Consider the following 11944-nt stretch of genomic DNA (forward strand, 5'->3'; position numbering starts at 1 on the left):
GTCGCGCGAGTACGCAGATGCACGCGCGCCCGCAAGGGTCGCCCGCGCCGCCGCTCCCGCCGCGCGGCGCATTCGGCATGGCAGAACACCAATGACCTTCGAATTCGCACTTCGCCTCTTCACCGCGTTCGCCTGCGGGGTCGCCATCGGCCTCGAACGGCAGATCCGCCAGCGCACGGCCGGCTTGCGCACGATCACGCTCGTCGCGAGCGGCGCATGTCTGTTCGTCACGCTCGGCGTCCTGACGGGCAACGGAATCCCCGGCGTCACGCAAATCGCCGCGTACGTCGTCTCCGGCGTCGGCTTTCTCGGCGGCGGCGTCATCATGCGCGACAAGGGCTCGATCCAGGGCATCAACACCGCGGCGACCCTCTGGTGCTCGGCCGCGGTCGGCGTGCTGTCGGGCGCCGGCCACTACCTGCCCGCGCTCGCGGGCACGGGCGTCGTCCTGCTGACGAACACGCTGCTGCGCGGCGTGAGCCAGGCGATCAACGCGACGCCCGTGTCGAACGCCGATCTCGTGCGCGAATATCAGATCATGGTGATCTGCCTCGCATCGGACGAAGTGCACATCCGGACGCTGCTGTCGAACTCGATGTATGCGAAACCGCTGTCGTTCCAGAGCCTGACGAGCGAGGACGTGCCGCGCGAAGCCGATGCGCCCGAGCGCATCAAGGTCACGGCGACGCTGAAGCTGCACCCGAAGGATCAGCAGAAGCTCGAGCAGATCGCGAGCCGGATGAGCATGGAGAAAAGCATCTCGAGCGTGAGCTGGACCGCGAAGGAAGCCGAGCCGATGATGGAGTGACGCATCGCGCGCGGCGCGGCCGCGCCGCTCACGGCGCGTCGACGAGCCCCATCGCGATCGCCTTCACGACGGCCTGCACCTTGTTCGTCGCGCCGAGCTTGTCGAGGACGTTGTTGACGTGGAAGTTCACCGTGCGCTCGGAAATGCCGAGGATCTGGCCGATCTCGCACGCGGTCTTGCCTTCGCCCGTCCAGCACAGCACTTCCCGCTCGCGGTGCGTGAGCGCCACGCCCGATTCGGGCGCGAGCTTCGGCACGAGGAAGCGGCTCATCAGCGAGTGCGACATGTTCGCGAGCCAGTTCGTCTGCAGCGTCAGATGGTTGATCTCGGCGATCGTCAGGCGGTCCGTGTGCCGCGCGATCGTCAGGAGGCCGAACACACCGCGCGATGCCCAGCTCGACTGCGCGACGCCCACCGCAAGCCCGTGATCGCGCGCGTCGCTCCACAGCGACGTCGCGTCGCAGGCGCTCGCCTCCGGCCAGACGATCATGTTCGAGCTGAGCGCGCCTTCGCGCACGGTCGGATCGACCTCCAGGTAGTTCATTTCCTGGTAGCGCTCCATCCAGCCGTTCGGATAGGTATCGAAGATCGCGACGACCGGCCTCGAGATGGGCAACGGCACGCGTATGCCATAGCAGCAATATTCGAAGCCGAGCCGCTTCGTATACGCTGCGATCTGTTGGAAGAGCTGCTGCTCGTTCTCCGCGGCGCTAAATTGAAGATAGGCATCTTGCCAGCGCAGTTCCATTCGTTCTCCAGCAGCTTCACGCTGTCATACTTGCTAGGTTTCAGCACGCGCGCGGACTGATACATTCCGCGGCATGAATTCACCATTGCTCCACCGCTTTCGCGGCCCATCCACCGACGGCTACGTGCGCCTTCCCGCGCACGCGTTCGCCGAGCTGCAACTCGTTCACGTATCGTCCGGAATCGATTCCGGACTGCTCGGCGAGCTGCTCGCGAGCGACATCGACGCCCGCATCGCCGGCTACACCGAGTGGGAGCGGCCGTCCGGCATGGGCGCCGCGCACCTCACGGTGGGCTGGGACTGGTACATCGACGGCGCCACGGGCGCATTCGTCATCGCATGGAGCGACGTGCGCAGCAACGTGATGGGCATCGACGACAACGGGCGCGACATCGGCATGGATTCGACGTCGGCCGCGCTGTCGCGCCGGCTCGCCCAGTTGAACTGGCCGTCCGCCGTCGCCGCCGCGATGCTTCGTCGCGGCGATTTTTCACATGCGGGCCCAACCCTGCAGTGATGCGCGTCGGCGCAATCGGTGCATATTGTCCAATTTTCCTCGAACATTGCGGATTGACAAGCAAATTATCGAATCTTTGCAGTCCGGCACTGCCGAAATCCATTCCCCCCTCACCCGCTTCGCTTTCCCGACCCTGTAAGGGTTAACAGTTACCTGTCCTCGGAGCGCGCGATGTAATGCGCCCATTCCAAAGCACACGCACGAGGACGACACCATGCGAACTTTCGTTCATGGCGACGGGCGCCTGCCGAGCGACTTGGCGGCTGATCTGGGCCTTTATCGGCACCGCGTTTTCGTCGAGCAGCTCGGCTGGAAACTGCCGTCGGCGAGCGAAGGGTTCGAGCGGGATCAGTACGATCGCGACGATACCGTCTACGTGTTCGCCCGCGACGACGACGGGGAAATCTGCGGCTGCGCCCGGCTGCTGCCGACGACCCGCCCCTACCTGCTGAAGGAGCTGTTCCCGACCCTGGTCGCGAACGACATGCCGCTGCCGCAGTCCACCGCCGTCTGGGAGCTGTCGCGCTTCGCCGCGAACGCCGAGGACCCGGCCGGAACCGGCAATCCGGCGTGGGCGGTGCGGCCGATGCTCGCCGCCGTCGTCGAGTGCGCGGCGCGGCGCGGCGCGAAGCAACTGATCGGCGTGACGTTTCTCAGCATGGAGCGCCTGTTCCGCCGGATCGGCGTGCACGCGCACCGGGCCGGGCCCGCGCAGCAGATCGACGGGCGCATGGTCGTCGCATGCTGGATCGACCTCGATGCGCAAACGCTCGCCGCGCTCGGTCTCGATCCGCTGCTGGGCGCGCCGCGCGCCGAGGCCGCCTGAGAGCGCGCCTGATCGACGGTCCGCGGAACCGGGCTGTTCGTCATCCAAGGAGACTTCTACACCGTGGACCATTCACCGGTATTTCGCGCGATGCTCCCTACGTTCGATGCCGGCGAAACCCGCATCGCCGTCGCGTTCCCGTCGTTCGCCGAACGCCTGCCACTCGTGCGGCTCGGCAGACAGGGGCTCGTATTCCGCGCGCGCGGCGCGATGCCGCCCGTCTGCGGACTGCCGCGCTCCGCAACCCTGTATCTCGACGACGAGCCGCTCTGCACGCTGCGGCTCGTGATTCGCGAAGTCGAGCATTGCGACGACGGCGCGCATGATCTGACGATGCAGCCGTCCGCCGCGAACGGCGACGCGCTGCTCTGGCACGCGCTGCGCACGCGATGCCGGCGCGCGCACGCCCCGCTCGCGCAGCGCGCGCCGGGCGAGCGCACGGCAACGGCGGCGCAGGCGGCGAGTCGCCGGCACGACGCCGCGACGCGCTCCGAATCGGGCGCGCCGCATGCGGCCGGCACCGGCATGCGCGTGACGCGCAGCGCCGCGTTTCGCCTCGCGGATCGCGGTGATGCGCTCTTTTTCGCCGATTGGCTCGAATACCACTTCGACGAGTTGCGCGCGCTCGCGCAAGGCCTGTCGCCTCGGCTGCATCTGAACGAGCTCAAGCGGAACCTGGCGGGCGACGAAGTGGACGTGCACTTCGTCTACGACATCGACGGCCATGCGGACCGCCAGATGCTCACCGATTGCGCGCGGCAGGCATGCGACTGGATCGCGGCCGAGGTGCGCCACCGCTTCGATCTGCCGATCGCCGAGCAGCGCTTCGGCGCGCGCAAGCCACGCCGCGCGGCGCGCGCTATTCGTTTTCGTCGAAGTAATAGTGGCCGAACTTGAGCTGCTTCGTGCGAATGTAGCGCTCGTTCTCCTCGCGCACCGGCACGGCAAGCGCAACGCGCTCGCAGACCGGGATGCCATGCCGCGCGAGCGTGTCGAATTTCTTCGGATTGTTGCTCATTAAGCGCACGGACGTGACTTTCAGGATGCGCAGGATCGCGGCGGCGGAATCGTATTCGCGCGCGTCGTCGGGCAGCCCGAGATCGAGGTTCGCCTCGACGGTGTCGCGCCCCTGCTCCTGCAGCGCATACGCGCGGATCTTGTTGCTCAGGCCGATCCCGCGGCCTTCATGCCCGCGCAGATACAGCAATACGCCGCGCGCTTCGGCCGCGATGTAGCGCAGCGCGAGATCGAGTTGCTCGCCGCAATCGCATCGATATGAGCCGAACACGTCGCCCGTCAGGCATTCGGAATGAAGCCGCGTCAGCACCGACGGCTGCTCGGCGACATCACCCATCACGAGCGCCAGGTGCTCGGCATCGCCGCCCGCGACGCGAAACGCATACGACGTGAAGGTGCCGTAGCGGGTAGGAAGCGTCGCGGTGGCGACGAGCGTCACGCACTCGAGCGCGGCGCCGTCGCCGGGTTGCGGCGATTCGGGATGCGAAGACTTCATGGAATGCATCAAACGAAAGAATTAAGGAATGTTCTGGATGGCGAGTGCACGAAGTTTACCGCTAATCTGAGAACTGGACGCACCCGCCCGCGGACGCCGATCTATACTGGATTTTTGACCCGACGCGGCGGCCGCGCGCCGCTTTCCGTGAATCGCCCAGCCAAGGGAGACAGCGTATGAGCCTCACCGTCGCACAGATTCTCAGGTCGAAGCCCGATTCGGGACGCACGATTCACACAATCGAAAAGTCCGATTCCGTCTACAACGCGATCAAGCTGATGGCCGAAAGGAGCATAGGCGCGCTGCTCGTGATGGATGGCGCGAACATTGCCGGCATCGTGACGGAACGCGATTACGCGCGCAAGGTGGTGCTCCTCGACCGTTCGTCGAAAGCAACGCGCGTCGAGGAAATCATGACGGCGAAGGTGCGCTACGTCGAACCGACGCAAACCAGCGACGAGTGCATGGCGCTGATGACAGAGCACCGGATGCGTCACTTGCCCGTCCTCGACGACGGCAAGCTCATTGGTCTCGTGTCGATCGGCGATCTCGTGAAGAGCGTGATTGCCGACCAGCAGTTCACGATCGATCAACTGGAGCATTACATCCACGGAATTCCGGCCGCCGCGCATTTGCAGTAGTCGCGCGCCGCGACGTCCATCAAAAAATGCCCAAACGCATCGCGTCTGGGCAAAGCCGCCTGAATGCGGCGACGGAGGTTCGGCTCCCGACCCGCGAGCCCTGCACATCGCGCGGGCTCGCGGTTTATGGAATCGACCTCTTCACGTTTGCTGGCGGGTGCCCGGCGGCCCCGGGCGCCCATTCGGCCTGACGGCTCGATTCGGTCAGTTGCCGAAGTAGACCGAATGACCGAACGCCGGCGAAGTCGGCGACTTGCTCGCGCGGCCGCCGGATTCCGACGCGCCGGCCGGCTGGACGCCATAGCCGCTCGTGTCGGCGTGCGTGAGCGTCTGCTGCGCGGGTTGCATCCGTTGCGACGCCGCCTGCACGTTCGCCGGGTACTGGGTGTCGCCCGATTCGGGCTTGTAGCCGTTCTGTTCGAGCTGGACGAGTTCAGACTTCACTTGCTCGCGGGTGAGCGGCTGTTGTTGGTCGGCCTGCGCGAACGACGCAAGCGGCGCGGCGAGGATCGAAGCGGCAACGGCTGCGTAGACGAACGATTTCATGGTTGACCTCCGGAATGTTGTATTTGCGTCGCTCCAGGCATCCTTGCCGGAAGCGATTGATTCCAGTCTAGTCACCGGTATAACAAGGGGAAACCCCTAGTTTGAACATACAGCGTTGCGCCAACGACAAAAATAGCCAATTGCATCTCGACCGAAAGCCCGTTAAAAGCACCATATCGGCAACAATGGAGGAGCGCTTCGCAAAACCGCCTGTCGGCTGTCTGAACGGTCGTTTTGTTGTATATTTGTAAAGTTTATCCCGTCTTTCGCCATTCGTTTTATCGCCTCGCTCATGTGCACGCCGACCTTCCACGCCTTTCTTGCGCACCGCACGCGCGGTTCGCGCGCGGCCGTGGTCGCGGCGGCGGCGCGCTCCCTCCTTCGAAGCACGCTTGCAGCGCCGCTCGCCGCGGCCCGGCGCTTGATCTGACGGCAGCCCCATCCCGGAGCCGCGTCAGCCAGGCTCCGGGCGATCCCGCAGGTTGGCCACGCCACCCAAGCCGATCATTTGGAGACTGTCATGAGAAACAGGATTTACCAACTCACCGAACTCGACGTCGCACGCCTCGAAAAGCATGCGGAACGCAACCCGCGCTATCAGGAAATGCTCGACACGCTGCTCGAGCGCGCCGATATCGTCGAGCCGGACAAGATTCAGGCAAACGTCGTCACGATGAACTCGCAGATCAAGCTGCTCGACGAAAGCGCCGGCCAGGACATGATCTGGACCATCGTCTATCCGGACGCGGCCAATTTCGAGCAAGGCCGGTTGAACGTGTTTTCGCCGGTCGGCATGGCGCTTCTCGGCGCGCGCCGCGGCGAACGGGTGAAAGTGACGCTACCGGGCGCCGCGGACGCGACACTGAAGATCGTCGAGATCGTCTATCAACCGGAAGCGAGCGGCAATTACACGTACTGAGCCTGAACGACGGATCGGCTGATGCGGCAGGGTTGGCCGCCGAATGACCGTCAGCCCGCGTCGCCAGCCGCGCCAAAAAAGCGAGGATGCATGCGCAAGCCTCGCTTTTTTGTTTTCGTGCAATGTGCGTCGTGCTGGCACGGCGCATAAAAAAAGGCGCCCGAAGGCGCCTTTTCGAGACTGGACGAGCCAGCCGTCATGCTTAGAAGCGGTGACGCAGACCAACCGTTGCTGCGGTTTGGTTGATCGACGTGCTGAACGGCGTGCTGAGGTCGCCGTTGTAGATCGACGCATTCGCGTTCTTCGACGAACGCTGGTACACAGCTTGTGCGTACACGTCGGTGCGCTTCGACAGCGCGTAGTCGGCCTGGACGCCAACTTGGTTCCAGTGAGCGCTTTCGCCGTTCGCCTTCGCGTTCGTGTACGTGTAAGCAACGCCCAGACCCAGAGCCGGCGTCAGGTTGTACTTCACGTTCGCTTCGTAGTTGTCGGCACGAATGGTCGGCGTGCCGTTTGCCAGGTTGTCGAGACGCGATTGCGTCCAGAGCAGGCCGCCTTGCAGCGGGCCGTAAGCGTAGCTTGCGCCGGCACCGTACACGCGCGAACGGCCCTGGATGCTTGCTGCGTTCGTGCCGCCGATGTTGAAGCCGGTCAGCGGATCCGTTGCGCCCGTGGTGTTCGCGCCAGCATTGTTAGCTTGCGAGTACGCCGCACCGACCTTCAGGCCTTGGAACTGGTACGAAGCGCCCGCGCTGTATGCACGGTTGTTCGCGAATTGCGAGTTGTTCGAGAACGAGTACGTGCCGCCGAATTGCAGGCCGGCGTAGTTCGCGCTCGTGAACTTGACCGTGTTGTTCACTGCAACGTCGCCGTTCGTGTTCAGGCGGTCGTTGTTGAGCGGGTGCGCGAAGTACGTGCCGCCCCAGGTGCCCGTTGCCGACAGCGGCGACAGGTAGTCTTGGGTTGCGTCGTACTGACGGCCCAGCGTGACGGTGCCATAGTTGCTCGACAGGCCGACGAACGCTTGACGGTTGAACATGCCGCCACCGTTGTTGAAGCGGCCGTTACCGATGTTGAAGCCGCTTTCCAACGTGAAGATCGCCTTCAGGCCGCCACCCAGGTCTTCCGAGCCGCGCAGACCGAAACGGCTTTGGTCGACGCCCGAGCCGACCGACCACAGCGACTTGCCCGAGCCCGACGGCGTCGCGACGTTGCTTTGGTACGTGATGCCCGCGTCGAGCACGCCGTACAGCGTGACGCTGCTTTGCGCGTGTGCGACGGTTGCGAACGATGCAGCAACTGCTGCAACAATCAGAGTCTTGTTCATGCGTGGAGCTCCCTTTTAAAAAAGGTAGGCCTTGCGACCTCGTTTCGATAAACGGTCCGCAACCGCCCGGAAGCGCCATATCGGTTTGCAAGACTACCTGCATGGCCGCGCCCGGATGGTTGCCCGTTCTGGGAACCGTGAGTTTAGGGGTGTACCCTAGGGCCGCCATTCGCGAATAAAGAAATAAGCTTTTCCAGAACTAGAAATAATAGAAATGCAATCCTCTTATAAGTATTTGTTTTGATAGACGTTTTTGACCTCTTGACAGGGTCTTTTTGGTGGGATCGACACGATCATTCTTCTGTGTCAGCGTCTTGACGGTTGCGTATAAACAACAAGCAGCTTCGCGCGAACTCAGCGAAATCGGCATTTTTTACTTGTTCGATCGAGACCGCCGCCATGAATACGAAAGACTATCGGCAAACAGCCTCCATAGATTTCTTCCATCCCCACGCTCCACTCGACTGTCGGACGCCGTAACAGCCGTTACAGGATTCGTAACGATGGCCGACCACTCAGGGCGCTAACGTCGAACCTGTGCAGCCATATCGGCTCGCGCCGCTTTCGGCCCATCCTTTGGAGCAACCATGAATCGACGTCATTTTCTCCGCACGCTGTCGCTCGCCGGCGCCTCGCTTGCCGGCGGCCTCGGCTTCGGCCGCGATGCGACGGCTCAGCAGCCGCCCGGGCCGCCGCAATCGCCGCCCGGCTATCGACCGCCGATGCAGCCTCAGCCCGCCCGGCCGCCGTATCCCGGCCACCCGGACCGCCCGCCTCCGCCGCTTCGGCGCGAGCGCCGCCCCGCGCCGCCGCGTCCGCGCGGCTATGTCTGGACGAACGGCTATTGGGGCTGGCGCGGCGGCCGATACGCATGGATACCCGGCCGCTGGATCGCGCAACGCCCTGGCCACCGCTGGGTGCCCGGCTATTGGCAGCAGCGGGGAGGCGCGTGGATCTACATCGACGGACGCTGGAATTGAGCGCGTCGCGCGACGGTCCTTCACGGGCGTCGCTATCGCATCGATTGCCGGATTCAATCACCCCTAGTCAATAGAGTGTTGCTGTTTATATCGTCATTGGTCGATTTAAGCTTCGGAAAACGACGATTCGCGATTGCACCGCGCCGCCCATGACCTTCGATGCCGACGCCATTCACAAAGCGCTTGCCAGCCCCGTCCGCCGTGCGATCCTCGCGTGGCTCAAGGAGCCCGACAAGCATTTCCCCGCAGCGCACGCGGGGCCCTTTCCGCAAGGCGTCTGCGCAGGCCAGATCGACGCGCTGTGCGGATTGTCGCAATCGACCGTGTCCGCGCACCTCGCCACGCTCGAGCGCGCCGGGCTCGTCACGTCGACCCGCGTCGGCCAATGGGCGTTCTTCAAGCGCAACGACGCGGTAATTCAAGCATTTCTCGATTCACTGCAGCGCGGCCTTTGATTCCGCCCACTCGCCGCAAGGGCTTAGCCACACTCGAAGAGGTCCCCTCATATGCCTTCTCTGTTCGATCCGCTGACCATCGGCGACCTGACGCTTCCGAACCGCATCATCATGGCACCGTTGACCCGCGCCCGCGCCGGCGACACGCGCACGCCCAACGCGCTGATGGCGCGGTACTACGCGGAGCGCGCATCCGCCGGGCTCATCATCAGCGAGGCGACGCCGGTCACGCCGCAAGGCGTCGGCTACGCGAGCACGCCGGGCATCTGGTCGCCGGAACAGGTCGACGGCTGGCGGCTCGTGACGGACACCGTCCACGCCGCCGGCGGCCGCATCTTCCTGCAGCTCTGGCACGTCGGCCGCGTGTCGGATCCTGTGTTCCTCGACGGCGCGCTGCCCGTCGCGCCGAGCGCGATCGCACCCGGCGGCCACGTGAGCCTCGTGCGTCCGCAACGGCCCTACGCGACGCCGCGCGCGCTCGAGCTCGACGAAATCCCGGGCGTCGTCGCCGCGTTCCGCCGCGGCGCGGAAAACGCGCGCGCGGCCGGCTTCGACGGCGTCGAGGTGCACGGCGCGAACGGCTATCTGCTCGATCAGTTCCTGCAGGACAGCTCGAACCGCCGCACCGATGCATACGGCGGCTCGATCGAGAATCGCGCGCGCCTCTTGCTCGAAGTGGTCGACGAGGCGATCGACGTCTGGGGCGCGGCGCGCGTCGGCGTGCATCTCGCGCCGCGCGGCGATGCGCATACGATGGGCGATTCAGACCCTGCCGCGACGTTCGGCTACGTCGCGCGCGAACTCGGCCGCCGCCGCATCGCCTTCCTGTTCGCGCGCGAATCGTTCGGCGCCGATTCCATCGGCCCGCAGCTAAAGGCGGCGTTCGGCGGGCCGTTCATCGCGAACGAGCAGTTCACGCTCGACAGCGCTCAGGCGGCGCTCGACGCCGGACAGGCGGATGCGGTCGCATGGGGCAAGCTTTTTATCGCGAATCCGGATCTGCCGCGCCGCTTCGAACTGAAGGCGCCGCTCAACGAGCCGAATTCCGCCACGTTCTACGCTGAAGGCGAAGCGGGATATACGGACTATCCGGCGCTGGAAAGCGCGGCGTGAGGGGGTGTCGGGACCGGGGCGTTGCCGTTCGGGGGCGGGTCGGTGCCGGGCCTCGGGCCTCGGCGTCCGGCAAACAATGCCAAGTTCCAGCGCCGGCTCAGACGCTATTCGCAGATCACGCGCGCCATGAACACGCGCTGCGATTCGTCGAGCCCGTGCGCGACATGAGCTGCGCGTATCGCCGCCAACGCGGGATCGAGCGTATCGTCGTCGAGATCGACGAAGCCAAGGCGACGATAATACGGCGCATTCCACGGCACCTGCCGGAACGTCGACAGCACGACCTGCCCCGCGCCCGCTGCGCGAGCGCGCGCCACGACAGCCTCGATCAGCGCGAAACCGATCCGCCGCCCCGCGTGCTCGGGCGCCACGTCGATCTCCTCGAGATAGAGACGCGACGCATCGAGCATCCTGTATATCGCAAAGCCGACGATGCGCGCGTCGTCGGCATCCAAGGCGTCGAAGGCGACGAGCGCGCGATCGTCGCCGATCCGCTCGCGCAGATCGGCGAGATCGGTCGGCGGGCTCGACGCGATGTGCGGCATGCCGATGCCGTCGAAGCGGCGCGCGGCGGCGGCTTCGACGGCGGCCATCAGCGGCGCTTCGTCGGCGCGGGCGGCACGGATGCGGATCGGAGATGGTTGCGTGGCGGGGTCGTGTGCGGTCACGGTCGAATGGCAATCGGTCGGATGCGAATGCGAGTCGCCGCTACTATAATCAATTCCTCATATCGATCGCCATCGCGAATCGCACCGGGAGAGTCGACATGTCGCTGTCCAGCCTCGCCATCTTCGCCGCCGCACTGCTGATCGCCGCCGGCTCGCCCGGCCCGAGCATCGCTGCGCTGGTCGCGCGCGTGCTGACGAACGGATTCCGAGACGTATTGCCGTTCCTCGCGGCGATGTGGCTCGGCGAAGTGATCTGGCTCACGTGCGCGGTAGCCGGGCTCGCGGTGGTCGCGCACACGTTCGCGGTCGGCTTTCTCGTGCTGAAGTTCGCGGGGATCGCCTATCTGCTGTTTCTCGCGTGGAAGATGTGGTTCGCGCCTGCCGATGCGCCGTCCGGCAACCTCCCGAGCGGACAGTCGCCGTTGCGCATGTTTCTGGCCGGCCTCGCGGTGACGCTCGGCAACCCGAAGATCATGATCTTCTACGTCGCGCTGCTGCCGACGATGGTCGACCTGTCGCGGGTGGGCGGTGTCGCGTGGCTCGAATTGACGTTGACGCTGCTGGCCGTGTTGATCGCGGTCGACTGCGCATGGGCGTTGCTCGCGGCACGCGCCCGCAAGCTGCTGACGAGCCGCCGCGCGGTGAAGGCGGCCAATCGCGCGAGCGCGGCCGCGATGGCGGGCGCGGCCGTCGCGATCGCAACGCGTTAGCCGGCCCTGCGGCAACGCGGCGCGAACGCGCGGCCGGCCGCATCGGCGGCCGCGCAGCGGCCACCTGTCCGGCGAGCGCCAGCAATCGACGAACCGGCCCGCGCCCCTGATACGTCGGCAGCGCCGCGACGTTCTCGATTGGCGAGGGTCGTCATTCAGCAGCAGGTCGATCG

The 11944-nt window shown here is 65.2% G+C and carries 15 protein-coding genes; 10 read left to right on the forward strand and 5 right to left on the reverse strand.

Annotation, left to right across the window (positions count from 1 at the left end; translation table 11 throughout):
* Window positions 1-91 precede the first annotated feature (91 nt).
* Window positions 92-808 carry an MgtC/SapB family protein gene (locus WT16_RS18900; protein ID WP_009914820.1) on the forward strand — a complete coding sequence of 239 codons (717 nt, stop codon included), beginning with the start codon at window positions 92-94 and terminating at the stop codon, window positions 806-808.
* 28 nt (window positions 809-836) lie between these two features.
* Here WT16_RS18900 and bpsR read toward each other — a convergent pair whose 3' ends face one another.
* Window positions 837-1556: an autoinducer-binding transcriptional regulator BpsR gene (gene bpsR / locus WT16_RS18905; RefSeq protein WP_006027435.1), complete on the reverse strand. Its 720-nt coding sequence runs from the start codon at window positions 1554-1556 to the stop codon at window positions 837-839.
* Between the two features lie 73 nt (window positions 1557-1629).
* On the opposite strand from bpsR, the gene WT16_RS18910 reads away from it, so the two are divergent.
* The 3 genes from WT16_RS18910 to WT16_RS18920 all read left to right on the forward strand — a co-directional run bounded on the left by WT16_RS18910 (window position 1630) and on the right by WT16_RS18920 (window position 3796).
* Complete coding sequence (locus WT16_RS18910; RefSeq protein WP_063533957.1) at window positions 1630-2073, forward strand: DUF4902 domain-containing protein; 444 nt, start codon at window positions 1630-1632, stop codon at window positions 2071-2073.
* Between the two features lie 214 nt (window positions 2074-2287).
* Window positions 2288-2899, forward strand: coding sequence for an N-acylhomoserine lactone synthase BspI1 (gene bspI1 / locus WT16_RS18915; protein WP_006027437.1), 612 nt, complete (start codon window positions 2288-2290; stop codon window positions 2897-2899).
* 90 nt (window positions 2900-2989) lie between these two features.
* Window positions 2990-3796, forward strand: a complete 807-nt coding sequence (locus WT16_RS18920; RefSeq protein ID WP_063533958.1) for a hydroxymethylglutaryl-coenzyme A reductase — start codon at window positions 2990-2992, stop codon at window positions 3794-3796.
* Here WT16_RS18920 and ribA read toward each other — a convergent pair.
* On the reverse strand, window positions 3759-4412 hold the full coding sequence (gene ribA, locus WT16_RS18925) for a GTP cyclohydrolase II (RefSeq protein WP_006027439.1): 654 nt from the start codon (window positions 4410-4412) through the stop codon (window positions 3759-3761). The two genes, WT16_RS18920 and ribA, sit on opposite strands and share 38 nt — an antisense overlap.
* Before the next feature lie 176 nt (window positions 4413-4588).
* Here ribA and WT16_RS18930 point away from each other — a divergent pair, with 176 nt between their 5' ends.
* A complete protein-coding gene (locus WT16_RS18930; RefSeq protein ID WP_006027440.1) occupies window positions 4589-5053 on the forward strand; it encodes a CBS domain-containing protein in 465 nt (154 codons plus the stop codon).
* A gap of 204 nt (window positions 5054-5257) precedes the next feature.
* On the opposite strand, the gene WT16_RS18935 is transcribed toward WT16_RS18930, so the two are convergent.
* The gene (locus WT16_RS18935) at window positions 5258-5599 is read right to left on the reverse strand and encodes a DUF4148 domain-containing protein (protein WP_015603005.1); all 342 of its coding nucleotides are present in this window, start codon (window positions 5597-5599) and stop codon (window positions 5258-5260) included.
* Window positions 5600-6119: 520 nt separating this feature from the next.
* On the opposite strand from WT16_RS18935, the gene WT16_RS18940 reads away from it, so the two are divergent.
* Window positions 6120-6518: a GreA/GreB family elongation factor gene (locus WT16_RS18940; RefSeq protein ID WP_006027442.1), complete on the forward strand. Its 399-nt coding sequence runs from the start codon at window positions 6120-6122 to the stop codon at window positions 6516-6518.
* A gap of 202 nt (window positions 6519-6720) precedes the next feature.
* Here WT16_RS18940 and omp38 read toward each other — a convergent pair whose 3' ends face one another.
* On the reverse strand, window positions 6721-7845 hold the full coding sequence (omp38, locus tag WT16_RS18945; protein ID WP_006027443.1) for a porin Omp38: 1125 nt from the start codon (window positions 7843-7845) through the stop codon (window positions 6721-6723).
* 587 nt (window positions 7846-8432) lie between these two features.
* On the opposite strand from omp38, the gene WT16_RS18950 reads away from it, so the two are divergent.
* From WT16_RS18950 to WT16_RS18960, 3 genes are all read left to right on the forward strand, one after another.
* Window positions 8433-8825 carry a YXWGXW repeat-containing protein gene (locus WT16_RS18950; RefSeq protein ID WP_059930052.1) on the forward strand — a complete coding sequence of 131 codons (393 nt, stop codon included), beginning with the start codon at window positions 8433-8435 and terminating at the stop codon, window positions 8823-8825.
* Window positions 8826-8974: 149 nt separating this feature from the next.
* A complete protein-coding gene (locus tag WT16_RS18955) occupies window positions 8975-9280 on the forward strand; it encodes a helix-turn-helix transcriptional regulator (protein ID WP_006027445.1) in 306 nt (101 codons plus the stop codon).
* Between the two features lie 51 nt (window positions 9281-9331).
* Window positions 9332-10393 carry an alkene reductase gene (locus WT16_RS18960; protein WP_063533959.1) on the forward strand — a complete coding sequence of 354 codons (1062 nt, stop codon included), beginning with the start codon at window positions 9332-9334 and terminating at the stop codon, window positions 10391-10393.
* 104 nt (window positions 10394-10497) lie between these two features.
* On the opposite strand, the gene WT16_RS18965 is transcribed toward WT16_RS18960, so the two are convergent.
* Window positions 10498-11061 (reverse strand): GNAT family N-acetyltransferase, encoded by a 564-nt coding sequence (locus WT16_RS18965; protein ID WP_197486492.1) that lies wholly within the window; start codon window positions 11059-11061, stop codon window positions 10498-10500.
* A gap of 98 nt (window positions 11062-11159) precedes the next feature.
* Here WT16_RS18965 and WT16_RS18970 point away from each other — a divergent pair, with 98 nt between their 5' ends.
* Window positions 11160-11771 carry a LysE family translocator gene (locus WT16_RS18970; protein ID WP_059930056.1) on the forward strand — a complete coding sequence of 204 codons (612 nt, stop codon included), beginning with the start codon at window positions 11160-11162 and terminating at the stop codon, window positions 11769-11771.
* Window positions 11772-11944 lie beyond the last annotated feature (173 nt).

The sequence above is a fragment of the Burkholderia sp. MSMB1589WGS genome (genome assembly GCF_001636105.1).
Lineage (GTDB): Bacteria > Pseudomonadota > Gammaproteobacteria > Burkholderiales > Burkholderiaceae > Burkholderia > Burkholderia humptydooensis.

What these genes read in the sequence shown, in the direction of transcription:
- WT16_RS18900 (WP_009914820.1), top strand. Translation starts at nt 92, where the DNA reads ATGACCTTCGAATTCGCACTTCGCCTCTTCACCGCGTTCGCCTGCGGG.
- bpsR (WP_006027435.1), bottom strand. Translation starts at nt 1,556, where the DNA reads ATGGAACTGCGCTGGCAAGATGCCTATCTTCAATTTAGCGCCGCGGAG.
- WT16_RS18910 (WP_063533957.1), top strand. Translation starts at nt 1,630, where the DNA reads ATGAATTCACCATTGCTCCACCGCTTTCGCGGCCCATCCACCGACGGC.
- bspI1 (WP_006027437.1), top strand. Translation starts at nt 2,288, where the DNA reads ATGCGAACTTTCGTTCATGGCGACGGGCGCCTGCCGAGCGACTTGGCG.
- WT16_RS18920 (WP_063533958.1), top strand. Translation starts at nt 2,990, where the DNA reads ATGCTCCCTACGTTCGATGCCGGCGAAACCCGCATCGCCGTCGCGTTC.
- ribA (WP_006027439.1), bottom strand. Translation starts at nt 4,412, where the DNA reads ATGAAGTCTTCGCATCCCGAATCGCCGCAACCCGGCGACGGCGCCGCG.
- WT16_RS18930 (WP_006027440.1), top strand. Translation starts at nt 4,589, where the DNA reads ATGAGCCTCACCGTCGCACAGATTCTCAGGTCGAAGCCCGATTCGGGA.
- WT16_RS18935 (WP_015603005.1), bottom strand. Translation starts at nt 5,599, where the DNA reads ATGAAATCGTTCGTCTACGCAGCCGTTGCCGCTTCGATCCTCGCCGCG.
- WT16_RS18940 (WP_006027442.1), top strand. Translation starts at nt 6,120, where the DNA reads ATGAGAAACAGGATTTACCAACTCACCGAACTCGACGTCGCACGCCTC.
- omp38 (WP_006027443.1), bottom strand. Translation starts at nt 7,845, where the DNA reads ATGAACAAGACTCTGATTGTTGCAGCAGTTGCTGCATCGTTCGCAACC.
- WT16_RS18950 (WP_059930052.1), top strand. Translation starts at nt 8,433, where the DNA reads ATGAATCGACGTCATTTTCTCCGCACGCTGTCGCTCGCCGGCGCCTCG.
- WT16_RS18955 (WP_006027445.1), top strand. Translation starts at nt 8,975, where the DNA reads ATGACCTTCGATGCCGACGCCATTCACAAAGCGCTTGCCAGCCCCGTC.
- WT16_RS18960 (WP_063533959.1), top strand. Translation starts at nt 9,332, where the DNA reads ATGCCTTCTCTGTTCGATCCGCTGACCATCGGCGACCTGACGCTTCCG.
- WT16_RS18970 (WP_059930056.1), top strand. Translation starts at nt 11,160, where the DNA reads ATGTCGCTGTCCAGCCTCGCCATCTTCGCCGCCGCACTGCTGATCGCC.